At 44.9% G+C, this 23846-nt stretch carries 20 protein-coding genes; 8 read left to right on the top strand and 12 right to left on the bottom strand.

All coding sequences use genetic code 11. The features are described 5' to 3' along the window. Positions 1–30: 30 nt before the first annotated feature. The 11 genes from OXI21_RS08950 to clpP all read right to left on the bottom strand — a co-directional run bounded on the left by OXI21_RS08950 (position 31) and on the right by clpP (position 13711). Complete coding sequence (locus tag OXI21_RS08950) at positions 31–594, bottom strand: nitroreductase family protein (RefSeq protein WP_279619229.1); 564 nt, start codon at positions 592–594, stop codon at positions 31–33. Further along, positions 595–3138 (bottom strand): aminopeptidase N, encoded by a 2544-nt coding sequence (gene pepN / locus OXI21_RS08945; protein ID WP_279619228.1) that lies wholly within the window; start codon positions 3136–3138, stop codon positions 595–597. A 105-nt stretch (positions 3139–3243) separates the two neighbouring features. Beyond that, positions 3244–4065 (bottom strand): glutamate racemase, encoded by an 822-nt coding sequence (gene murI, locus OXI21_RS08940; protein WP_279619227.1) that lies wholly within the window; start codon positions 4063–4065, stop codon positions 3244–3246. A 12-nt stretch (positions 4066–4077) separates the two neighbouring features. Further along, entirely contained in the window at positions 4078–4581 is a 504-nt protein-coding gene (gene mraZ, locus OXI21_RS08935) for a division/cell wall cluster transcriptional repressor MraZ (RefSeq protein ID WP_279619226.1), read from the bottom strand. 144 nt (positions 4582–4725) lie between these two features. After that, complete coding sequence (locus tag OXI21_RS08930; protein ID WP_279619225.1) at positions 4726–6831, bottom strand: FUSC family membrane protein; 2106 nt, start codon at positions 6829–6831, stop codon at positions 4726–4728. A 163-nt stretch (positions 6832–6994) separates the two neighbouring features. Then, positions 6995–8305, bottom strand: coding sequence for an NCS2 family permease (locus OXI21_RS08925; protein WP_279619224.1), 1311 nt, complete (start codon positions 8303–8305; stop codon positions 6995–6997). Positions 8306–8374: 69 nt separating this feature from the next. Continuing rightward, entirely contained in the window at positions 8375–9367 is a 993-nt protein-coding gene (locus OXI21_RS08920; protein WP_279619223.1) for a TerC family protein, read from the bottom strand. 14 nt (positions 9368–9381) lie between these two features. Further along, positions 9382–10944: a glutamate--cysteine ligase gene (gene gshA, locus OXI21_RS08915; RefSeq protein ID WP_279619222.1), complete on the bottom strand. Its 1563-nt coding sequence runs from the start codon at positions 10942–10944 to the stop codon at positions 9382–9384. Positions 10945–10980: 36 nt separating this feature from the next. After that, positions 10981–11673, bottom strand: coding sequence for a ribonuclease T (gene rnt, locus OXI21_RS08910; RefSeq protein ID WP_347815495.1), 693 nt, complete (start codon positions 11671–11673; stop codon positions 10981–10983). Positions 11674–11675: 2 nt separating this feature from the next. Next, positions 11676–12962, bottom strand: a complete 1287-nt coding sequence (gene clpX / locus OXI21_RS08905) for an ATP-dependent Clp protease ATP-binding subunit ClpX (RefSeq protein WP_279619220.1) — start codon at positions 12960–12962, stop codon at positions 11676–11678. A 149-nt stretch (positions 12963–13111) separates the two neighbouring features. Further along, on the bottom strand, positions 13112–13711 hold the full coding sequence (gene clpP / locus OXI21_RS08900) for an ATP-dependent Clp endopeptidase proteolytic subunit ClpP (RefSeq protein WP_279619415.1): 600 nt from the start codon (positions 13709–13711) through the stop codon (positions 13112–13114). A 186-nt stretch (positions 13712–13897) separates the two neighbouring features. On the opposite strand from clpP, the gene serC reads away from it, so the two are divergent. The 6 genes from serC to OXI21_RS08870 all read left to right on the top strand — a co-directional run bounded on the left by serC (position 13898) and on the right by OXI21_RS08870 (position 21950). Next, entirely contained in the window at positions 13898–14983 is a 1086-nt protein-coding gene (serC, locus tag OXI21_RS08895; RefSeq protein WP_279619219.1) for a 3-phosphoserine/phosphohydroxythreonine transaminase, read from the top strand. A 258-nt stretch (positions 14984–15241) separates the two neighbouring features. Next, positions 15242–17425, top strand: a complete 2184-nt coding sequence (locus OXI21_RS08890; RefSeq protein ID WP_279619218.1) for a carboxy terminal-processing peptidase — start codon at positions 15242–15244, stop codon at positions 17423–17425. 12 nt (positions 17426–17437) lie between these two features. Continuing rightward, complete coding sequence (gene mnmA / locus OXI21_RS08885) at positions 17438–18538, top strand: tRNA 2-thiouridine(34) synthase MnmA (RefSeq protein WP_279619217.1); 1101 nt, start codon at positions 17438–17440, stop codon at positions 18536–18538. A gap of 128 nt (positions 18539–18666) precedes the next feature. After that, a complete protein-coding gene (locus tag OXI21_RS08880; protein ID WP_279619216.1) occupies positions 18667–20079 on the top strand; it encodes an amino acid permease in 1413 nt (470 codons plus the stop codon). A gap of 322 nt (positions 20080–20401) precedes the next feature. Continuing rightward, positions 20402–21160 carry a 3-oxoacyl-ACP reductase FabG gene (gene fabG / locus OXI21_RS08875; RefSeq protein ID WP_279619215.1) on the top strand — a complete coding sequence of 253 codons (759 nt, stop codon included), beginning with the start codon at positions 20402–20404 and terminating at the stop codon, positions 21158–21160. Between the two features lie 175 nt (positions 21161–21335). Continuing rightward, positions 21336–21950: a hypothetical protein gene (locus OXI21_RS08870; protein ID WP_279619214.1), complete on the top strand. Its 615-nt coding sequence runs from the start codon at positions 21336–21338 to the stop codon at positions 21948–21950. Between the two features lie 90 nt (positions 21951–22040). Here OXI21_RS08870 and OXI21_RS08865 read toward each other — a convergent pair whose 3' ends face one another. After that, the gene (locus tag OXI21_RS08865) at positions 22041–22688 is read right to left on the bottom strand and encodes a DsbA family oxidoreductase (protein ID WP_279619213.1); all 648 of its coding nucleotides are present in this window, start codon (positions 22686–22688) and stop codon (positions 22041–22043) included. A 125-nt stretch (positions 22689–22813) separates the two neighbouring features. Here OXI21_RS08865 and OXI21_RS08860 point away from each other — a divergent pair, with 125 nt between their 5' ends. Beyond that, on the top strand, positions 22814–23281 hold the full coding sequence (locus OXI21_RS08860; protein ID WP_279619212.1) for a GNAT family N-acetyltransferase: 468 nt from the start codon (positions 22814–22816) through the stop codon (positions 23279–23281). A gap of 104 nt (positions 23282–23385) precedes the next feature. Beyond that, a complete protein-coding gene (locus OXI21_RS08855) occupies positions 23386–23832 on the top strand; it encodes a PaaI family thioesterase (RefSeq protein WP_279619211.1) in 447 nt (148 codons plus the stop codon). The last annotated feature ends 14 nt before the right edge of the window (positions 23833–23846 follow it).

Raw genomic sequence — 23846 nt, 5'->3', positions numbered from 1 at the left:
GCCCCGTTTTGCCAGGAGCGGATTGATCGATTAAGGAATCACTTTAACAAAATCGGTATAGGCTGGTTTTTCATTCGGTTTTGGCATTTTTTCAGGATATCCAAACCATAAAACGCCGCGAATAATCTCTTTTTCAGGATCAATATCGCAAAGCTCATACCACGCTGGGCCTGAAAAGAGGCTCGCGGTAGACCATTTACTGCCAACGCCATTTTTATGAAAGCTCAGCATCATCATATACATCGCAATCGAAAGCGTCGCGTGATCTTCTAAAAACGTTTTTTCATTCTCGTTAATGGTTTGCGTTACCAGTAACCAGCCGGGAATATTGCTCCAGCGGCCAATCTTTTTATTGGCGGTATCCAGATCTTTTTGGGCAAAATCATCAAATGCTCGCGCTAAAAAGGCTTTTTTCGTCGACTCCCCAATGCGGTAAAAACGATAGGGATAGGTGAGATGATGATTCGGCGCATAGATCACCTGCGACAGCGCTTCATCAATCAATTCTTCCGGCACTGGAGTCGGCTCATAGTGATGAATGGTGCGGCGGTTTTTCATAAGATCGTTTAAGGAGAAATTCTCTGTCTGACTCATTTAAATAATCCTCTTAATCTGTTCATGTAAGTTATTTGAAAGGGGGGTATCGCTCTCTAAAAGGGAGTTAAGCGGCGCTAAAATAGCGGCTTGATCCTCACTTGAGTAGTTGCCGATTCGGGTATAAGGACCGATCAAACGGGCAGCGGTTTGTGGATTAATCCCATCGACTTTAACAATTTCACCCACATGGAACGCGTATGATGCCGGCATATCCCGTTGCATAGCCACCACATTCATACCGTATCCGGCAATGACTGAGCGCGCGCGATTGGGATTTTTGTAGCTAAATTGCGGATGCTCGGTGAGCTTTTTCACCACCGGAAGGGATACATTGGGATTACGCGCTTGGAGGGCAAACCACGAATCGATCACCGTTGGATAGTCGCGATAAGTCTCTAAAAAGTGTGTAAGAAGCGTCTCTTTTACCGCGATATCATGCTCAATTGCCAGGGTAAATGCGGCCTTACGATCGGTCATGTTGGTGGCGTTCATATAGTGCGCTTCCAAAATCGGATGATTGGTTTCGATATGGGCTAAATAGCTAAGCGCACAGTTTTTAATCGCGCGATGAGCCGGTGAATCGCCATCAAATTCCTCATAAAGATCGAGCCAACGATCCTCAAAATGTGCGGCGAGTTGGCGCGTAATGCCATTGATTTGCCCAAACAGAAGGAGCGGATCTGCGCTCTCCATTTTAGGCAAAAGCGCGGTTACGGTAGGAAGCGTAAAGAGCAGCGCGTAAAACTCAGGTGATTGGCGCACGTTTGCAAAGAGCGGCTCAAAGACCTCAAATAACTCGCGGGCTTTATCCTCTGTAGTCGAATGCTCAAAAATAATCAGCTCATAGATGCGTTGCATCGCTTCCCAACGAGCAAAGTCGTCCGTTTCGGCATGTAAAATCAGAATTAATTCTTTGAGCGTATAGTCAAAATGAAGATTGACCGGTGCTGAAAAGTCCCGTAGTAGCGAGATCACCGGCTTTTCTTTAATGCCATGGAAGAGCACACACTGCACATTTTCATTAAAGACGAGCATCTCTTCGAGGAGCATCTCGCCATCTTGCGAAAAGAGCGCATATTTAATCGGAATCGGTTGCGCGGCTCTATTTTTTTGATGCTTGCTATCGGGAAGCACTTGACGGAGCGCTAAGCGAAGCGTCTCTGATTCTGGGTGAAAGTCGATGCTAGCATGCAGCTCTGGCGTTCCCGATTGAGAATACCAGCGATCAAAATTGGTGAGATGCGTTTCATTGGCCGATTCCATTGCATAGAGAAATTCATCAGTAGTCACCGCTTGTCCGTCAAACTCTTCAATATATTTTTTCAGGCCTTTATTAAATCCGTCATGGCCCAAAATCGTTTGATAGAGGCGAATCACTTCCGCGCCTTTTTCATAGATGGTCATGGTGTAGAAATTCTCCACCTTTTCACACTCATCGGGGCGTACAGGATGAGAAAGCGGGCCCGCATCTTCCGCAAATTGGTGAGTGCGAAGTAGGGCAACATCTTCAATTCGTTTAATGCCACGGTGATGGAGATCGGCGGTAAATTCTTGCTCGCGAAAGACGGTCAATCCCTCTTTTAAGGAGAGGTTAAACCAATCGCGACAGGTGATGCGATTGCCGGTCCAGTTGTGGAAATATTCGTGCCCAATCACCGCTTCAACGGTTTTAAAATCCTCGTCGGTCGCGGTATCAGGATCGGCCAGAATAAATTTGGCATTAAAGATATTGAGCCCTTTATTTTCCATCGCGCCGCCATTAAAATCATTCACCGCAACGATATTGTAGTGATCGAGATCGCACACAAGGCCAAAGCGCTCCTCATCCCATTTCATCGCACGTTTTAGCGCACCAAGCGCAAATTCACACTGCGCAATAAACGGTTTGTGGGCGTAGATTCGAAGTTTAACGGGCGAGCCGTCGGGGCGAATGTGCGTTGCTTCAATAAATTCAAGATCGCCGGCCACAAGCGCAAAAAGATAGGTGGGTTTAGGGAAGGGGTCGTGCCAAATGGTATAGTGGCGCGTCTCATCATACTCACCCTCTTCAAGAAGATTGCCGTTCGATAGAAGAACAGGGTAAGCCTTATCGGCGATCACTTTAACGCGATAGGTCGCCATCACATCGGGGCGATCGGGGAAATAGGTAATATGGCGGAAGCCTTGCGGTTCGCAATCACTGCAAAAGAGCCCATCGGTCATGAAAATCCCTTGAAGACGATGATTATTCTCAGGGCTGACGCTGTTTTGAATCTCAAGGGTCACCGTATCGGAAAGGTCCGTAAGTAAAATCCCACCTTCTTGATTAAAGCGAAGAGCCTTAAGATCGAGCATTTCACCATTTTGAATGAAGGATTCGAGCGTTAAGGTATCGCTTCCATCCAAGGTAAAATCACGGCTTGGATTGTCAGGATTTTTCGTTAAGGTATAGCGCGCGGTAATGAGCGTTTTTTTCGGGTCGAGCTCAAAGGTGAGGTCAACGGAATCGATTAAAAAGCTGGGCGCTTCGTATTCAAGGCGATAGAGCGTAGTCTCGTGCATAGTGATCAAGTATCCCTTTTAAACGGAGAAAAACGTGGAAATATTGATCTCTATCATACTCGGTTATGGCCAATTTTGCATGGTTTCCTCGTGCCCGAGAAGGTGTTAGCGCGTTAGTGCGTCTGCTTGATCGATATGAAAGGAGAGGGTGCTGAGCTGAGTTTTAAAATGGGAAAGATCGCCGGTGGTATAAAAATGATAATGGGGCGACGCTTGATCATTTTTAGCGGATGGTAATAGCGTTAATGTCTGTTTAACAATGGAGCGTGCGGGATCGATTAAATTCACCGAATCACCCAGATAGGCTTGAATTGCCTCTCTGAGAAAGGGAAAGTGAGTACAGCCTAAAATAAATTGATCGATCTGAACCGTCTGTTCTGTGTTAGACGCGTGATTTGCTCGGGTGAATTGATATGGATTGAGTAGCGTTTCGATGCTTTGTTGGGCTTTTTTACCATAAATCTCGCCAGATTCTATAAGGGTTACCCAAGGGCCTGCTTCAATGGTGTGAACGGTGATTCCGTTAGGCGTTGCAAAGCGTTCAATGAGGCCTTTTAAGCGTGGACTATTGATGGTGGAATGGGTGGCTGCGACGGCAATGTGGCGCGTTTTAGTCAGAAGGATTGCTGGTTTAATCGCCGGCTCAATGCCAATTAGGGGAAGATCTGGGTAAAGCGCGCGAAGTGACTTTGCACTCACGGCTGTTGCGGTATTGCACGCAATAACGAGCGCATCAATTTGGTGAGTTTGAATGAGAAAATCCGTTAAAATCTCCATGCGCGTTTCGATATAGGCATCGCTTTTCGTGCCGTACGGAAGATGCCCAGAATCGGCAATGTAAAAAAAGTTGGCAGGAACGCCGGCCGCGATAAATGCCCGAAGCACCGAGAGCCCGCCAATCCCTGAATCGATTAGTCCTATATTCATATGGGAGGTATTTTACCGCCGAAGAATGGGAACGACAATACTATCATCAAAAGATTCATGTGGAGGCTCAATTTCGGCTTGTTTCACCATCACCTCTTCCGCAAGCGCTGAGAAATCTTCCGGATCAATATCAAGCATCGATTCATAGGTCTCAAGATCCCACATCTCAATGACATCCCCATTTCCGAGTAAAATGAGATCAGACTCAATATTGGCATATTTCATTAGACGTTGGGGAAGGTTGATACGGCCCTGTCCATCGAGGGTTACCTCGGTCGCACCACCGCGAACAAATCGGACAAAATCGCGCTCTTTTTTAACAAACGGATTGAGTTTTCCAAGCTCCGAATCGATCTCTTGCCACATATCATACGGGTAGAGATTAAGGCACTTATCAAAGGAGCGGTTAATGACAAAACGAACGACATCGCCGAGCTGCTTTTTAAGTGCAGCCGGGAGCATGATGCGCTTTTTCGCATCCACGCGGATCTCGTATTCGCCTAAAAAATGTACCATCGTTTTGCCAATAAAAAGAATATTCTTCTACCAATAGTAAACAGAAGCAGTCAGTTATGCAATGATTTTTGCTGGAAATGGTCCATAAAAGGCCCATGAACTGATCTCGGTAGCCTCTTTCTCTATCAGGCCCTTAATCTGCCCTTAGTCGGTATGGCTATTTTGTGCCGATTGAGGCGATTCAAGCATCCAAATAAGCGGTTTGAGCTCCCGAATGGTAAAGGGCTTCGGATCATCTTGATCAGGGTGATTTGCCGGATTAAAACGTTCTTTAATCAGCGTGAAAATCTCACAAAATTCTGGAATATCTTCCGCTTTGGTTTTGCTGTCTTCCATCAAATAGCCAAGGTAAGAGAGCTGAGCGAGGAGCGATTGGAACATAATCAGCTCGTCATTGAGCATGGAAAGGTTATAGGTTTGAATCTTTTTGGGCTCATTTTGCATGCGCGTGAGCGAATTGGAATAATCCACAATGGAGGTTTGCGTTTCACGAAGGCAATATTTAAATTCCACATCATCGGCGGCGTGACGAATCCACACCTTTTCGATGCTCAAAAAGACGCCGTAGAGATTCTCTTTGATTTTTGCAAGGTGTTCGGGAATGGTGTTTTTCTCCCAATAAGGCAATAGATAGCTAAAGCCAACGGCAATGATCGCGGCAATCACGGTGTCGATAATGCGTTCGCCCGCGAGCCCTAAACCTTGGAGCGCGGTTAAATCGCGGTCGATGTTTAATAATACTAGAACGTAGAGCGTCGTAAAGGCGATGCTGAGCTGATTGTGAACTCGCATTAATCCGTTATTAAGGACAACGGCGAAAAAGATAATGACGAGCATTCCCACAGGATTAATTTTGGACGCGATCAAAAGTCCCCCGACGACGCAGCCGACAAAAGTGCCAATAATTCGGTTGCGGCTCCGCTCTTTAGTGAGGCTAAATCCGGGGCGCATCAGACTTAACAGGGTAAAGGCAATCCAAAATCCATGGGACATAAAACTCGTCGCTTTCACAAGCAGGAGCGCGGTACACATGGCAACGGCAGAGCGAATGGAAAAGCGCATCACGTTGGAGCGAATTTTAAGATTATTGCGAATATAATCACGCGACCAATAGGAGTGCGATAAAAAGCGGGAAAAACTTTTTTGGCTGAGCTCTTCATCGGGCATATATTCACCAATTAAGAGCGAGCGGAGCTTTTCGAGCTGGCGTGATAGTGACCACACTTTACGATAGTGACCGATTAAAACTTGATAGCCCTCTAAGCGTTCTCCTTCGGGATTTTCACGGCGGAGAAGTTCAAGCTCATATTCGAGCGCACGAAGTTCCGCCTTAAAGCCAAGACGTTTAAGCATCTCGCCGGCGCGAAGCGTATAGAGTCCCATCTCTTCAAGGTTATTACCCGCTTTTGAAAAGGCATCACGGAAGAAAATCTGAATATCGGTATTGGGGAATACTTGACGAATCGTTCTAAATTCTTGATGGGGAACAAGGGCTACCTCACGAATCTCAATTAGGGTGATGAGCTCGTAGATCATCTTTTTGATCTTATCGTGATTGGGGTTTTCAAGGCGAAAGAGCAGATCGCGAAGCAGCTGTAACTCTTCAAGTAGGCTCGTTTGTGAATCGATCAGTTTTTTAAACTCTTTTTGAATATCGCTATTTTGACGATAACAGGCCGACAGGTTTTTAAGGTGTTTTGAGAGTAAAAAGTAGATATTTGAGAGATTGTGCCGAATGATATGGCGCTCAAAAATCCGTGAAATCAGCAGGGTATAGATATAGTAAAACACCGCCCCAATCGTGAAAAAGAGGGTGTAGGTGTAGGGGTGCTCATTGGTGCGCGCCGCCATCATTGCGGTAAATACAAGCACAAAGCCAATCGCATTAAAGCGTGGGCCAAAATTGGAGACAAAGCCACTTAAAAAGGTGACGAGCGTTAAACTTGCGATCATCCCGATCGAGAAGTTTTTATGATAGGAGAAGAGAAGCGAGATAATTATCATCGCCACTAAACTCGCTAAAAGCTCATTGCGTTTATGCTTATAAGGGCCGATCTGATCGGAAATACCAATGGTTAAACTTCCATAGCCCACAATCAGCATGAGCGGATAATCAAAGCCAAAGGGATAGTAGAGATTGGCAAGATAGAGTAGCCCCACCGGCAGAAAAATGCCCACAGCTTTCTGGAGCCCAAAACTAAAGTCATGGCTAAAGAGGAAGCGGTAGGTGGCGGTGAGTAGTTGGTTCATGCGCTAATCTCAAATGGGGAAAGGTTAACGGGATTTAGGTCTATTTTATAACGTTTTTATCAGGGATTTATAACGTAGAGAGCCTCCAAAAAGGAGGCCTCTAAGTATACACAGATGGCTACCAATACTGTAGTCAATCCGTTTGATTTATGGCTCGTTTGCGTTAAAAGAATGCAAAACGGATAAAGAAGAGGAACGCCACAATCGCCGTTGCGGGGTGAATCTCTTTAAAGCGTCCGGTAAAGGCTTTTAACACCACGTAGCTGATAAATCCAAAGGCAAACCCGGTAGCGATCGAGTAGGTAAATGGCATCCCTAATACTAAAAGCGCTGCAGGAATTGCGTCCGTTGCCTCTTCCCAATTGACTTCCGTTAATTCGCGAAGCATCAGCCCTGCGATATAGACAAGAGCAGGGGCGGTTGCGTAGGCAGGAATTGAACCGGCAAGCGGTGAGAAGAACATCGCAAGCAAGAATAAAACCGCAATGGTTAGCGCGGTTAATCCTGTACGACCCCCGGCTTGAACGCCTGCTGAAGATTCAACAAACGCTGTTACCGAGCTGGTTCCTAAGAAGCTACCCGCAAGGATTGAGGTACTGTCTGAGAAAAGAGCACGGTTAAAACGTTTTTTCGCTTCGGGAACGTTGTTATCGGTTAAGTGAGCTTGTTTTGCAACGCCCATTAATACGCCGGTTGCGTCAAAGAGTTCCACTAATACAAGCGCGATTAAGATCTGGATAAAGCTGCCGTGAAGCACTTTTTCAAAGCTCAATTGGAAGAAGGTTGGCGCGATCGATGGTGGGGTTGACATAATGCCTTTAAATTCATTATGACCTAAGACAAAACTGAGGACACTCACCGCTAGTACACCGATTAAGATAGCGCCTTTAACGCCTAAACGGTCAAGCACCACCATGATGAAAAAGCCTAAAATACAGTAGAGCGCAGCAGGCTGAGTTAGATCCCCCATCGATACCAACGTTGCAGGGCTATCCACAACGATGCCTGCATTTTGTAGACCGATAAAAGCTAAGAACAGCCCGATCCCTGCACCAACAGAAGCGCGCAGTGATTTAGGAATCCCATCGATAATCCAGCGGCGTGCACCGGTGACCGTTAAGAGTAAGAACACCACGCCCGATACAAATACCGCACCGAGTGCTTCTTGCCAGGTAAAGCCCATTCCGCCGTGCGCAACGGGCGCTGCGATCGTAAATGCGAAGAATGCGTTTAAGCCCATGCCCGGCGCCATGCCCACCGGATAGTTTGCTGCAAATGCCATGATGAGCGTTCCGATTGCTGCTGCAATACAGGTCGCCATAAAGACAGAGTTATAGTCCATGCCCGTGGTTGAGAGAATCTGCGGGTTGACGAAGATGATGTATGCCATCGTGAGGAAGGTGGTAATCCCCGCGATAATCTCTGTTCGCACAGTCGTATTATGAAGTTTAAGTTTAAAAAGTTTTTCTAACATTTGAGGTGCATCCTAAACATGTGTTAGCAAGGGTCAATAAAAAAGTCCCGCCGAGGCGAGACTCCGAAACTATGAACTCTTTTTAGGAGGGGTCACTAAAGAGAGGACGATGGTAATCACCAGTGTTCCCAAAATGACGCCAAGCGATAATCCGGTCGGGATATGAATATCAAAATAGAGCACCAGCATTTTCGCTCCGATATAGATTAGGATAAATGCCAATCCATATTGAAGGAGGTGGAAGCGCTCCGCCATATCCGCAAGCAGGAAATACATCGCTCGTAACCCTAAAAGAGCAAAGACGTTTGAGGTCATCACAATGAAGGGATCGCGGCTCACAGCAAATACTGCGGGAACAGAGTCTACAGCGAAAATAATATCAGAGATTGTGATCATTACCAAGACTAAAAAGAGCGGGGTGGCATAGCGTAACCCATCGATTTTAGTAAAGAAATGTTCCTTATCGTAGTCTTCCGTAAAGCGGAAAAACTTCTTGGTGATCTTGATCAGTTTGTTGTCGCTTAGGTCGGCATCTTCATCATGGCCAAAGAGCATTTTGATTCCGGTGTAGAGTAAAAACGCGCCAAAAAGATAGAGAATCCACTCAAAGCGGGCAAGCAAGAAGCTTCCGATTAAAATCATTAAAATACGCAGGCCAATCGCCGCTAACACGCCATAAACTAAGACGCGACGCTGGTAAATATTGGGGACTTTGAAGTAGCCAAAAATCAGTAAGAAGACGAAGATGTTATCCATCGAGAGCGATTTTTCCAAGACGTAACCGCTTAAAAATTCAAGGGCAACGGTGTTGGCAAAGGCTTGATGATCCTCGGCAACGTGAAGACTTTCAGGCATATGAAAGCTTAAATACCACCAAAGTCCAAAGTTAAAGAGAAGCGCGACGGTAATCCAAACGAGCGTCCAGCCGAGTGCCTCTTTAAAGCTGACCTTATGATCGCCCGTTGTTTTTAGCGCGAACATATCGATCAAAATCATAATCCCGACGACAATCCCAAAGATTGTGTAGAGAAGGGGCGAACCAATATTTACATGGGGGGTCACAGCGTTACGAGTCCTTATAACGAAATATCAAAATAGTTGTCTAAAAACTCATCGAATGGAATTTGCGGTTCGGCTTCAATCGCCGCTAATTTTTCAAGGGATGCCGTTGCCTTTTCGTCAAAAAGAGCCATCTCCGCATCGCTCACTTTAAACTCCATATTCTCTGAGTAGTGTTGATGCGCAACTTTAAAGAAGTACTCTTGGTAAGTCAATCCACTTGCTTGGATTTTTTCAAGGATGATTGAAGAGGGCGTAAGCTTCGGATTTTCAATCATTTTTTCAAAGTGCGAAAGGGCGTCAGAAAACCCATTTTCTAATTGCTCACAAATTGGGCGCATCCAGTCGATCACTTTTTGAAGCGCATCGGGTAATTCGAACACTTCATTGGCAATAGTGAGATGGAAATCATCACGCTTTCCATTTTCCGCGACGAGTTTTAAGTTTCGCTGCGTCTGTTCGTACTCTTTTTGATCAAGTGGCGCGGCATCAGTTAAGAGGCAAGCCGTTAAAAGCGCTTGTAAAAACTTCATCGCTGGCAGATCAATTCCGGTGGAGACAAGAGGATTAATATCGATCGAACGCAGTTCAACATATTCAATGCCACGATTGTTGAGCGCTTCAATAAAACTTTCGCCTTTCTTCATAATCTGTTTTGGGCGAATGCTCGAGTAGTACTCATTTTCAATCTGTAAAATATGATTGTTGATCTGCTGATATTTTCCCTCTTTTTTGATCTCAATTTTCGAGAAATCTTTGCAAGGGGTGGTAATCGCATAATAGATATTTTTCACAAAGGAATTGAGATCATTCAGCGATACATCAAAATGGCATTTATTATTGCCATAGCCAATGTCGGAAAGACGAAGCGAGGTGCCCGATTTCACATAACTATCGACTTCATTAAAATCATCAAACTTATTGGGCTTATCGCGTAAAAAGCTCTTACACATTAAGGGCGATGCACCGATAAAGTAGGGCACCACAAAGCCAACACGGGCGATGTTGCGCGCTAAATTAAGATAGCGTTCAGTCTTAAACTGATTAAGTGTCTGCGTATTACCGAGCGCTTTTTGGAGTGCGATAAAAAACTCATCTTTAAAGGAAAAATTATAATGAATGCCGGAGATCGCCTGCATCATTTTACCGTAGCGATGGCTTAATCCAACGCGATAGGTATGTTTCATTTTCCCTTCATTCGATTCGCCATAATAGCCAATGATAATTTCATCATCACTTTCAATGGCAGGCGGCATCGAATTTGGCCAAAAGAGCTCACCGTTTAGACGGCGATAGGTAAATTCCTGAATTTTTTCGAGCGATAAGAGTGTTTCCTCCACAGAATCGTGGGGATCGGTGACAAATTCGAGCATCATCTCGGCAAAGTCGGTAGTGATATTGGAATGCGTGAGGGCAGAGCCGATCGCTTTTGGGTGAGGCGTACTGCTTAAACGGCCACTTTTTTCATCAATGCGGAGCGTTTCACGCTCAAGGCCAATATTAACGCGGCTCAGTAATGAACGTGCCGCGCCGAGTTTTGATAAGGTATCGTTGAGCGACTGATTGAGCTGAGTAAACATCTTAGATCATCCTTTAGTGTCGTTAGTGATACACGCTTAGTCGCCAATATTGTGTGACGATTGAATATAAGCGGGCGCAGAATCGTTATTAAACATCGAGTTATTATACCCGATATGATCCTGCCACTTGTTAACAATATTACAGAAGAGCTCGGCGGTTTTTTCGGTGTCATAAACGGCCGAATGCGCTGAATCGGGATCCCACTCAATCTTTGCTGCGTGAATCGCGCGCGCAAGTACGGTTTGTCCATAGGCAAGCGCTGAAAGACTCACGGTATCGATCACCGAAAATGGATGGAACGGTGAGTTTTTAATGCCAGTGCGTTCAATCGCTGCATTTAAAAAGCCTAAGTCAAAGTGCGCATTATGACCAATTAAAATGGCGCGGGTGCATCCACGAGATTTCACCATTTCACGGATCGGTTTAAAGATCTTGATGAGCGCTTCTTTTTCAGTAATCGCAAAGCGAAACGGATTATCGAGCTTGATGCCATTAATTTTCATCGATTCCGGATTAATGAGTAATCCTTTCGCTGGTTCAATGTGCGCTGAGACGGTTTCCACGGGGAAAATTTTGCCGGTTTCATCCATATCGAGCATGGTTGCGGCGATCTCTAAAAGTGCGTCCGTTTGGCAATTAACGCCGCCGGTTTCAACATCGACAACGACGGGTAAAAACCCCCTAAATCTCATGGAGATAGGGGGTGTACTATTGAGTTGATCAGTCATAATTATGAGGTTTTAGAAAGCGAATCGCCTTCGTTATTATCCTTTTGTGTTGATGAGTTGCGATAAATAATTTCAGGATCAAGTTTATCAGTGATCGATTTTTCGGTCACGATCACTTTTTCAACATTCTCGGCCGAAGGGAGCTCAAACATCGTGTTAAGAAGAAGCTGCTCAATAATCGAGCGTAATCCACGAGCACCGGTTTTCTTCGCCATCGCCTGTTTTGCAATCGCACGGAGCGCTTCGTCCGTAAATTCAATCTCAACCTCTTCCATTGAAAAGAGATATTGGAACTGCTTGACAATCGCATTTTTCGGTTGCGTTAAGATGTTGATCAGCGCCTCTTCATCGAGATCATCGAGGGTGGTAATCACAGGGAGACGACCGATAAATTCTGGAATCAGTCCATATTTAATCAGATCATCAGATTCCACTTCTTTAAAGATCTCTGAGGTGGTTTTCTCATCATCTTTCTCTTTAATTTCTGCAGTAAAGCCGATGCCGCCTTTGCTTTGACGTTGCTGGATCACTTTTTCAAGTCCTGCGAACGCACCGCCACAGATAAAGAGAATGTTGCGAGTATCCACATCGACAAGCTCAGCATTTGGGTGCTTACGCCCGCCCGATGGAGATACCGATGCTACCGTGCCTTCTAAGATTTTAAGCAGCGCCTGCTGAACGCCTTCGCCCGATACGTCGCGAGTGATGGAGGGGTTTTCGCTACGGCGAGTGATCTTATCAATCTCATCGACATAGATAATGCCCGTTTCAGCTGCTTCCACATCAAAGTCACAGCTTTGCAGCAATCGCTGAATAATATTTTCAACGTCTTCACCGACATAACCCGCTTCAGTAAGCGTTGTTGCATCGGCAATGGCAAAGGGGACGTTTAACGTTTTCGCAAGCGTCTCTGCCAAAAGCGTTTTCCCTGAACCGGTGGGGCCAATTAAGAGAATATTACTCTTAGTAAGCTCCACATCGGCATCTTTATCGGCTTTGCTCTCAAGGCGTTTATAGTGATTGTACACCGCAACGCTGAGGCTCTTTTTCGCATCTTCTTGGCCAATGACATATTCATCTAAAACGGCGTAGATCTCTTTGGGAGTGGGAAGCGGTTCATCGCTATAAACCACCTCTTCTTCCTCATCGACAAGATTGTTGCATAGCTCAACGCATTCGTTACAGATGTAAACGCGGTTGCCTGAAATGAGGCGCTGCACCTCATTTTGGTTCTTCCCACAAAAAGAACACTCTAATAATTTAGTGGGTTTATCTGTCTCTTTAGTCATCTTAATTCTTTAATACAAGGTGAAAGGATCGTGTTTAGTAGGATTCACTTTTTGTTTACGCATTTATTATTTTAGTACAATAATTTTAGTGTAAAAACGCCCAAAAAAGCTGGGCGATCAAAGTCGAATCAACGCAATTCGCGCAGGGCTTATCGCTTAGTGACAACACGATCAATTAAGCCGTAGTCGGCCGCTTCCTGACTGCTTAAGAAGTAGTCGCGATCGGTATCTTTTTCAATGGTTTCTAGGGGTTTTTTAGTGTGATGTGCCATGATGTCATTTAAACGACGTTTAATGGTGAGCATCTCTTTGGTGTGAATTTCAATATCACTGGCCTGACCTTGATAACCGCCAAGGGGTTGGTGAATCATCACCCGTGAATTGGGAAGGGCTAAGCGTTTGCCTTCAGCGCCCGCGGTTAATAATAGGGCACCCATGCTGCAGGCCTGACCGATACACATTGTTGAAACGTCGGGCTTAATAAATTGCATGGTGTCGTAGATTGCCATTCCCGCAGTCACTGAGCCGCCGGGAGAATTGATATAGAGGTGGATATCTTTATTGGGGTCTTCCGCTTCTAAAAAGAGCAGCTGCGCCACAACCAGATTGGCCATATGATCTTCCACTTGTCCTACGAGGAAAATCACTCGATCCTTTAAGAGGCGAGAGTAGATGTCATAGGAGCGTTCGCCGCGTCCCGTTTGCTCAACCACCATAGGAACTAATTGATTCTGGATATCATTGCCCATTAACGACATATTTGGCTACCTTTATGATCTATAAATTTATTCTGATATACAAGAGAGCTATTCTAGCAGAAAGCTTTCTGATTTTAAGAGTTTTTATAAGAATATTGTGAAATATCCTTAACCAAGTAGTAATATAACTACTTTAGGACTTTATTCTAGCGTAGATCTATCGATAAGGAGCAATTTGTGAGAAAAACATATAATTTTTGTGCAGGACCTGCGATGATGCCCGAAGATGTGTTGCAAGAGGCGCAAGCAGAACTTCTTGATTGGCAAGGGCAAGATGCCTCAATCCTAGAAGTATCCCACCGCGGCAAGGAATTTACCGCCGTGATTGAAGAGTGTGAGGCAAACCTTCGTGAGCTTCTTGATATTCCGGTTAATTATCGCGTTCTCTTCATGCAAGGGGGCGGTCTTGGGCAATTTGCGTTTGCTCCAATGAACTTACTTGGCGATAAAAAACAGATCGACTTTATTGAGACCGGTTCATGGTCGAAAAAAGCGATTGCGGAAGCGTCAAAATACGCTAAAACCAATGTTATCTATAGCACTAAAGAGGAAGGGTATTTAAGCATTCCCCGTCAGCGCGATCTCACGAATATTGATCCTGAGAGTGCGTATCTCTATTTTTGTGCAAACGAGACCATTAATGGGGTGGAGTTCTGCTACGATATCGAAAATTCACCGATTCCGGTGGTTGCGGATATGAGCTCAAACATTCTCTCGCGCCGCATTGATGTGAGTAAATATGGCATGATTTTCGCCGGTGCTCAGAAAAATATCGGGCCTGCGGGATTAACGATTGTGATTATCCGTGAAGATCTTCTTGGAAAAGCAAGTCCTTACACGCCGGATGTATTTAATTACACGATCCAAAATGAAAAAGGCTCGATGCTCAATACGCCGCCCACATTTGCTATCTACTTAATGAATTTAGTCCTTCGTAAAGTTAAAGAGCGCGGCGGAGTGGCTGCCATGGAAAAAGTGAATAACCGTAAAGCGGAACTTTTATATAAAACCATCGACGAGAGCCATCTCTATCGTAATCCGGTACATGTCGATGCGCGCTCAAAAATGAACGTGCCTTTTATCTTAGCGGACGCGAAATATGATGCGCTCTTCTTAGAAAAAGCGAAAGAAAACAACCTGATCTATCTTGCAGGACACCGATCCGTTGGCGGTATGCGTGCAAGTCTATATAACGCAATGCCCCTTGAAGGCGTGATTGCGCTCACAAACTTCATGAAAAAATTTGAGTTAGACGTCCTATAATCTAATATAGACTCAAATCGATTCAATATAGTCGAGACTGTCCCGTTATAAAGAGGCGTTAATATGACGCTTTTGTAACGGGCTTTCTTTGCTATAGCCCCTCGAAAGGAATCCATTGTTGATTCTTTTTTAAGCGATATTAATTTGAAATAGATGGTCGTATCGCTCTGAAAAGAATGGCATAATGCGACAATGTTGATCTGAAAATCGACCAAAATTATTAATCTGTGTGTGAACGATCCGTAAAGTTGGGAAATAATGAGAAAAAAACAGCCGATCATTTGGATTAAAGTCTTTGTCCTCTATTTAATGACGTGGTTTGCCGTCCAGAGTACGGCGCTTGCGGCGATTGAAGAGGATCTAATTCCGACCTATAAACAGCAGCGCATCAGTGCCGCGCATTCGGTCGTTTTAACAAAATATCATTACAGTAAACTCCCCTTTGACGATAATCTCTCAATGCGGATTTACAATACCTATCTCCGCTCACTCGATCCGCAGCGGGTCTTTTTTGTGAAGGCGGATATCGATGCCTTTAATAAACACTCGCAATATTTTGACGATTATCTGCGCCGCTCCAATTTAATGGTGCCATTTCAGATGTATGAGCAGCTCATTAAACGCATTGATGAGCGCACTGCGTTTGTTGAAAATCTCTTAAAAACCGAAGAATTTGATCTTGCGAGCAATAAGAAAATCTATATCGACCGCAGTGAACTTCCCTATGCGAAAGACCAAAAAGAGCTCGATAACATCTGGCGTGAACGTCTGCAAAATGAATTAATTATGTTGATGGTCTCCGATAAAGATCGCACTCTAGAGGATGCAAAAGAGCGCCTTTTGAAGCGCTATAAAGTCCGCGGTGAACGTTTAGCGCAAAACACCAAAGACGATATTTTTGATCTCTTTATGAATGTGGTCGCCCGCAGTTTTGACCCTCATTCAGGTTACTATTCTGCCAAGCAGATGGAAGATTTTAACATCGGCATGAGCTTATCCTTACAGGGGATCGGTACGGTGCTCCGTCAAGATGAAGATGCAGTTAAAATTATGGAGATTGTGCCGGGCGGGCCTGCGGATTTAACCAAACAATTGAACGTTGCCGATGAAATTATTGGCATTGCTCAAGGCGATAATGGTGAGTTTATGGATATCGCCGGCCTTCGTCTTGATAAAGTCGTCGATAAAATTCGCGGTAAGAAAGGGACGGTGGTGCGCCTGCAAATTTTAGGCAATAAAGGCAAAGGCCCTGAGAAAATTGTCCGTATTGTGCGCGATACCGTCAAACTTGATAAACAAGCGGCAAAATCTGAGATTAAAACCGTGTTATCGGAAAAGGCCGTTAAACCTGCCAATGTAGAAGTAGGTACCGGCAACGTAGAAGTACTCGAGAATGACAACGGAGCGAATGAAAACGGGGCAAATGAAAGCGGTGCTTATCGCATTGGCGTGATTACACTTCCCACGTTTTACAGTGACTTTGAAGGCAATCATCAAGGGAAAAAAGATTACCGCAGTACCACCCGCGATGTAAAAAATCTGCTTACTAAAATGCAAAAAGAAGCGCCGATTGATGGCTTAATTATCGATCTACGCGGCAATGGCGGGGGCTCTTTGCAAGAGGTGATCGATCTATCCTCAATTTTCCTGAAAGACCCGCATAAAACCATCGTGCAAACGCGCAATTTTGATGGGCGTATTGAACTGCAAAAAAGCTCTAATGATAAACAGCTTTACGATGGGCCACTATTGGTGATGACCGATCGCTTAAGCGCCTCCGCAAGTGAGATCTTTGCCGGCAGTATGCAGGACCAAGGGCGCGCGATTATCGCGGGATCGACTACCTTTGGAAAAGGAACCGTGCAGACCATGCTCAATCTTGAAGCGCTGCTCTCTAAAACAGAAAAGCCGGGGCAAAGTAAAGTCACCATCGCAACCTTTTATCGCGCGAGCGGTGAAACAACGCAAGAAAAAGGGGTGGTGCCCGATATCGAATTCCCAAGCCTATATGATCCCCAAGAGATTGGCGAGGCGAAAGAGCATTACGTTCTGCCGTGGGATCGCATTAAACCTGCATCCGATTATCGCCCCGATGTGATTGAGAATTTAGCGATTTTAAAAGCGAAAAGTCGTGAGCGATTTGAGAGTAATGAGCGCAATATCCTCTTTAAAAAGCAAGCGGATAATCTCTATGAGCAGTGGCGCACCAAGAAAATTTCGCTCAATTTAGAAGCGCGCAAAAAAGAATTACGAGACAAGGAGCGAGTGGTCTTAAAACGCCAAAATCGCCTGCGTGAACTCTATGGATATAAGGCGCTGACCTTAGAAGAGTTCAAAAATGAAGATGGCACCTATTCCGATCTAATCGAAAAGACCAAAGTGGATGTGCTCCTTGACGAAGCGGTGGAAATCCTCCGTGATTATATTGATTTAACCAAATAGTAGTTGTTGAAAATGGAAAATGTAAAAGGAAAACGAGTCATCGTTGGGATGTCTGGCGGTGTGGATTCATCGGTTGCGGCCTATCTGTTAAAAGAGGCGGGCGCCGATGTGCATGGCGTCTTTATGAAGAATTGGGAAGAGGAATTTGACCAAGGTTATTGTACCGCAGAAGAAGATTTGCAGGATGCAAAAGCGGTTTGTGAAACCTTAGATATTCCGCTTCACACGGTCAATTTTGCGAAAAACTATAAAGAGCGCGTTTTTGCCTACTTTATTGAGACGCTAAAAGATGGCCTAACCCCGAATCCCGATGTGCTCTGTAATAAAGAGATCAAGTTTAAAGCGTTCTTAGATTACGCCTATGAATTTGGCGCAGATCTTATCGCAACGGGGCATTATACCCGCGTTAAACGCGATGATGAGCAGACCTATCTGTTAAAAGGGCTTGATGATAATAAAGATCAGAGCTATTTCCTCCATCTGTTAAACCAAGAACAGCTTAAAAATGCCGTTTTTCCTATCGGCGATTACGATAAAAAAGAGGTGCGCCGCATCGCACTTGAGCACGAGCTTGTCACCTTTGATAAAAAAGATTCTACCGGTATCTGCTTTATTGGTGAGCGGGATTTCACCGATTTTATTATGCAATATCTCCCTACGCACCCCGGCAAAATGCGCACGCCTGAAGGGGAGGTGGTGGCAGAGCATCAAGGACTCGCGTTCTATACCATCGGGCAACGTCAAGGACTAGGCATTGGTGGGCGTAAAGATTCAAGTGGCGAGCCATGGTTTGTCGCTGATAAAGATATCGGAAAGAACGAGCTGATCGTGGTGCAAGGGAATCACCCTTATCTCTATGGAATGGCGCTCACGGCGCGGGATCTCCACTGGATTGCCAAATACGATATGGCGAGCATTAATGAGGGCTTAAAAGCGAAGATTCGTTATCGTCAAAAAGATGAGCCCTGTCAGATTGAGTTTTTAGAAAGTGGTAAGATTAAGGTCGTCTTTGATAATCCCCAGCGCGCGATTACTCCCGGGCAATCGATCGTTTTCTATAAAGAGGATGTCTGTCTTGGCGGTGCGGTGATTGAAGGAAAATGTGACGCATAAGCAGATCGTGCCGATATTGCATTACCATTAAATCGTTATCGATAACGTAAATTAAATTGAGCGGAGGGTGCATTCAAACGGGTGCGCTCTCTATTATTTTTTAGATGTGAAACCTGAGGACAAAAAGGATGAGCGACAGTAACACGCCTGCATTAGAACGTGGGCTTAAAAATCGTCACATTCAGATGATCGCACTCGGCGGTGCCATTGGAACGGGCTTATTCTACGGATCGGCGAAGTCGATTGCGCTTGTAGGCCCCGCTATTTTATTGGCGTACTTGCTCGGCGGAATGGTGATCTATCTGATCATGTCGATGATGGGAGAGATGTCCACCCACGAGCCGGTTGCCGGCGCATTTAGCCATTTTTCATATAAATATTGGGGCGAATTCCCGGGATTTTTAGCCGGTTGGAACTACTGGTTTCTCTATATTTTAGTGAGTATGGCGGAGCTCTCGGTTATCGGGCTTTACTTGCAGGAGTGGTTTGGGCTAACGCCGTGGATCACATCGCTTGTCACCTTAGTGATTATCACCTCGGTCAATCTATTGTCGATCCGCATTTATGGTGAATTTGAGTTCTGGTTTGCCTTTATTAAAGTCTTTGCCATTGTGCTATTAATCGGGCTTGGACTCTATCTAATCGGAAAAGATTCACTTCTTGGGAATACCGGTACTGAGTCAATGGTGAGCCTATCGAATCTTTGGCGCTTAGAGGGTGGATTTATGCCCTTTGGAATTAAAGAATTTCTGCTCTCGCTTGTGATCGTGATGTTCTCCTTTGGTGGAACTGAATTGATCGGGATTACTGCAGCAGAAGCCGATGACCCAAAAACCAGTATCCCCAAAGCGATTCGACAAGTGATTTGGCGGATTTTACTCTTCTATGTGCTCTCGATTGCGGTGATTATGGTGCTTGTGCCGTGGAATGAGATTGGCGAACAAGGCAGCCCCTTTGTGGTGATCTTCCAAAAAATGGGCTTAGGGGTAATCACGCTCTCAAATGGCTCTGAAATTAGTATTCCTGCGGTCTTCTTTGGGCTTGTGGTCTTTACTGCCGCGATCTCGGTTTACAATAGCGGGATTTACAGTAATGGCCGGATGCTCTACGGGCTTGCAGAGCAGGGTAATGCGCCGAAAGTCTTTATGAAGCTCAATTGCAATCGCGCGCCGTTTATCGGGATTCTGTTTTCATCATTCTGTACGCTCATTGCGGTTGTGGTCAACTTCCTCATTCCCGATGGGGCGTTTATGCATATTATGTCGGTGGCAACGGCGGCGGCGACCATCACTTGGGGACTCATTGTTCTAGTGCAATATCGTTTCCGTAAAGCGATTAACAAGGAGGGCGTCGAGCTCTCGTTTAAAGCGCCTTTTTATCCCTTTAGTAATATTTTCTGCTTGGCTTTTTTAGGGCTCCTCTTTGTGATGATGACCCAGATGGATTCGATGAAATATGCGGCCTACGTGATTCCGGCGTGGGTGATTTTGCTCTATATCGGTTTTTTAATTCGTAAAGGATTGCAGAAACGACGCGATTAAACGGAGCGTTGTAGAGTTCTCTATTGATAAACCTTCCTGATTCACCACATCAATTAATGATGGGTGGCAGGGAGGTTTTTTATTGCCTTGTAATCTAAAAGTGGAGCAATATGGGGGATTAATTAAACATCTTAACTATTTATAGAATGATTGGGTCCTGCGTAAGATTGAGCGTTATCAAGCGATAACTTGATTCTTTTTACCTCATCTTTACATAGCCATAAAATTCGATATGATGAGGCTAGGCGTTAGGCTTTTATCAGTTCTAACATTCTTTTTATACGCATTTTGACTCAAAGAGTCATATTAGTAGGAGAGATCGATGTTTAGTTTAAAGACTCAAGTTGCACTTATCACAGGCGGCGCAAATGGAATTGGTAAAGGGATCGCAAGCGTACTCGCAAAAGCGGGTGCGAAGGTGATTATCGCAGATATTGATACAAAAGCTGGTGAAGCGACGGCGAAAGAATTAAAAGGGGAGTTCGTTGAGCTCGATGTTACCAACAGAGCGCGCGTTAATGAGGTGATTAATGCGATTGATGAAGAGTATGGTCGTCTTGATATTCTCTGCTCAAATACCGGAATTTTCCCGCAAGCAACGCTTGAAGAGATGACGGAAGAGGATTGGGATTTGATGAATAACGTCAATCTTAAAGGCACCTTTTTCGTGGTTCAAGCGGCGCTTAAAGTAATGAAGAAAAATAATTATGGTCGCGTTGTGATCACTTCGTCCATTACCGGCGCGGTGACAGGGTTCCCCGGCTGGGCCCATTATGGCGCAACGAAAGCGGGGCAGCTTGGATTTATGCGAAGTGCGGCGCTTGAATATGCGAAATATGGCATTACCGTCAATGCGGTGCAACCCGGTAATATTCTCACCGATGGATTAAAAGCTCAAGGGGAAACTTACCTTGCACAGCAGCGCGCGATTATTCCGACTCATAAACTCGGAACGCCGGAAGATATCGGTTATGCCGCATGTTTCTTAGCGTCAAGTCGCGCGGGATTTATCACCGGTCAAACCATTATTGTTGATGGCGGGCAAATTCTCCCAGAATCCCCTGAAGCGATTATGGAATAAGATTGGGATCATAATAGCGAGGCTCATCGTCAACATTATTATCGTATGGTAATGAGCTTTAGATCAATCATTAAACCAGTGCCGATGCACTGGTTTTTTATTATCAAACTATTTTTTGTGATATTGTTAAGCATTAAGCCTATGATTTGTGGGCAGAGATAGACGAAGAGGCGTTATGAGCTACGATCGTAAAAAACGAATTTTAAAGATTATTGGGATATTTAGCGCGCTGTTGGTGATTGCGATTATTCTCGACGCGATTTTGAGTCATCGCGATTATCGCGATCGGCACGGGGCGATTCCCTTTAGCATTGAAACCGATGAGGTGTTTGTGCCAACGCCGGTGCAATTTTGGCCGATTGATGATGTCGATAGCTTGCAACTTGGCAGCTCCGCACTGTCGTTTTATCGCAATTTATTTACCGAAGAAGCGCTCTCTAAGCAGGTATTAGAGGAAGGGGAGACCCACGCCGCATTTGTTTCCACCGAGCTTAATATGGGGATTCATGTGGGGACGTATCAATTTAAGGAAGCGAAAACGCCGGAGGATTTTTATGACTCTGTCGGGCGCGCACTTTTCCCCGAGGAGTTCTCGCAGAAAACCCAAGAGGGGGGCGATGTGATTACCGCCGATAGTTGGCGATTGATCAATATTGATCGGATCGAGGTATGCCGTTATCATCCCGTTGATTATTATCGGGCAATGGTGAAGGTCTGTATCTTAAGCGGTCACGATCGCGGGAAAGAGATCGATCAAATTTTCTCTAAAATTCAGTTTAAGTCGCTCTAAGCGTTACAAAAGCACTCATAAAAAAGCTCGCTGATTCCTATTCATACAGGATCATTAGCGAGCTTTTTCTTATCGATCTTATTTAAGACCTTATTTATTATTAAAATAATCCACTAAAAACGCATGGAAATCATCAACGCTTTGCGATCCGGCAATCGCCGATTCATTATCAATCACGAAAAATGGCACGCTTGAGATATTCATCTGGTGCGCCAATTTTTCATCATCGCGGACATTATTGGCGTACTTTTCACTTTCAAGCGCTTCTTTAAAGGCATCCGCATCAAGTTCAACCGCTTTAGCAACTTCAATGAGTGTGGCATCATCGGCTAAATTAAGCCCTTTTGAGAGATAGCCATCAAAGAGCGCGCGCGATACTTGAATGGTTTTTTTCGGCTCATTATCCATGGTGTAATGAAGGAGCTGATGTGCTTTAAAGGTATTGGTGGGAACGATTTTATCGTAATCAAAATCAAGCCCATATTGATTGGCGATAGAAGTCGCTCGGCGGGCGAGGGCTTTAGCGCGTTGCAGGCTTGAATTGTACTTTTCAGCGAGCTGTTCATAGGCCGTTTGCTCCGTGTAATTGGGCGCATCGGGGGTGAGCTCATAGCTACGGAAATAGAGTTGAATCTCTTTTTGTTGTTCAGGGGTTAAACGGGTGATCGCCATCTCTAAATTGTGCTTTCCAATGAAGCAAAATGGGCAGGCAAAGTCAGACCAAATTTGAATCAACATCGTTATGCTCTCCGGTTTAATAAATGAGTCATTATACTATGATTTAAACTAAATGTACCGCGTAAAAATTGCCGACAATCTTGACAGATTTTTATTATATCAGTAATAATTATAAGATGATTTTTATGGATGAACCGGAGGTAAATACGATGGCCTATGCAATTATAGAAGCCCGTCAAAACGATCTATTTGCATTATCGTGCATTTGGGAAGCATCGGCGCGAATGTTCCAGAATTATCTGTCGGAGACAGAGTTTGAAACCCGTCGTAATGAGATTTTAGAGAGTAATTTTAAAGATTTAACCCTGCGCGTATATAAAATTGAAGAGGAGATTGTGGGCTTTATCGGCGTGCAATCGGGGTGCCTCGTTAAGCATTATATGTCGCCGAAATATCATGGTAGAGGCATTGGGAAAGCACTGCTTGCTTACGCAATCGGCGAGCTCGGCGTTGTTGATATTCGAGTCGATGAGAAAAATAAAACGGCGATCGATTTTTATCTATGCCACGGCTTTCGTGAAAAATCGCGCACCGATGCGGAGCGTTATGCCGATGAAGAGGCGGGGATTTTGTATCTCACCTTTGCCGGTTAACGGGGGCAAAACTTAAACGCCTTATGAACCTTCATGATATGATTAATGTCGCTATCCATCCGTACACGAAAGTAGTACAACAACAATAATAAGAAGGAGAGACTATGAGTTATGACTTAACCGTTGAGAATGTAAATGAGATTAACGCGCATAATTTAATGGGCCACATCGGTATTGAAGTGACAAAACTTGAGGCAAAATATGCCGAAGCGGTGATGCCGGTGACAGAAAACAATCAGCAAACCATGGGGTATCTGCACGGCGGGGCAACCATTGCGCTAGCGGAATCGATCGCGGGGATTGGGAGCTTTAATCTAATTGATGAAAGTGAGGCGTGCGTCGGTATGCAAATTAGCGCGAGCCACGTTTCCTCAGCTCTTTTAGGCGATCGTGTGATTGCGAAATGTGATCTTATTCACAAAGGAAAACGCAGCCATGTTTGGGATGTGAATATCTATTCTGAAACGAGGGCGTGCTTGATTTCAACCATTAAGGTGACAAACGCGATTATCCCGCGCCCTAATTATCAACCGAATAACGGTAGTTTCTAATTTTCATGTTTAAT

It is taken from the genome of Ignatzschineria sp. RMDPL8A (assembly GCF_029815055.1).
In the GTDB taxonomy this organism is placed as follows: domain Bacteria; phylum Pseudomonadota; class Gammaproteobacteria; order Cardiobacteriales; family Wohlfahrtiimonadaceae; genus CALZBJ01.
Note: the sequence above shows the minus strand (reverse complement) of the source record. Positions and strands in the feature narration are given on the sequence as shown.